1 protein-coding gene is annotated in these 820 nt (G+C 78.3%); it reads right to left on the bottom strand.

Annotated elements, in window-relative coordinates:
- Positions 1 to 820, bottom strand: an 820-nt coding sequence (locus FOE67_RS27320) for a YcaO-like family protein (RefSeq protein ID WP_182667494.1), incomplete at both ends; no start/stop codon positions are given.

Below are 820 nucleotides of genomic sequence, written 5' to 3' on the forward strand. Positions count from 1 at the left end.
GGAGAAGGGCAGGGGGTGGAGCACGGGTCCGCCCGGGCCGATGGGGAAGCCGAGGAAGGGGAAGGCGGCGGGGGCGTTGCCGACCAGGCCGGGGACGATGATCCGGGCGACGTGCCACCCGTGCTCCCGAACCCGGGGCGTGGTGAGGTCCACCGCGATGACCCGCAGGTCGTGGCGGGCCATCAGGTCGAGGAGGGCGGGCAGGTCCGCGCCGACGGGCTCCCCGGCGGTGCCCGCCCGCGGGTCGGTCGCGGGGAGCGGGGGGAGGGGCCGGCGCAGCCGGTCCAACCGCCCGTCCTGCACGGCCGGGTCGAGGTGGAGTTGCAGGTGCAGGCGGACGTCGTTGACGTCCCGCAGGTCGGGGCGGAAGTCGAGGGCGTACCGGCGATCGGCGCGGTGGGGCCGGAAGGGACGGGGGTCCACCCGACCGGCGCGGACCGCCCGGTGGAACCCGCTGTCGGGGTCGAGGAGCTCCAAGGACGCCTCGTGGGTGCCGATGGCCTCGGTGAACGCCTTGGCCGCCGCCTCCACGGCGGTGGGCCGGCAGGCGCTGCCGAAGGCGACCAGCCGGCGGGCGGGGTCCTCGATGAAGGCGGCGGCCACCACGACGCCCACCGGGCAGGGCACGCGCAGCAGGCCGACCCGCAGGCCGGCATCGGCGGCCTGTGCCAGGGCGAGGCGCAGCGCGACGGCCTCCGGGGTGTCACCGGGCGGGGCGGCGTCGAAGAGCCGGTGGGCGGGGGCGCCGCCGATCCACCAGCGGGTGACGGCGTCGCGTTCGAGCACCTCGCGCAGGGCGGCGGCGCGGGCCCGGTCGGGG

Source organism: Streptomyces calidiresistens (genome assembly GCF_014141525.1).
Taxonomy (GTDB): Bacteria; Actinomycetota; Actinomycetes; order Streptomycetales; family Streptomycetaceae; genus Streptomyces; species Streptomyces calidiresistens.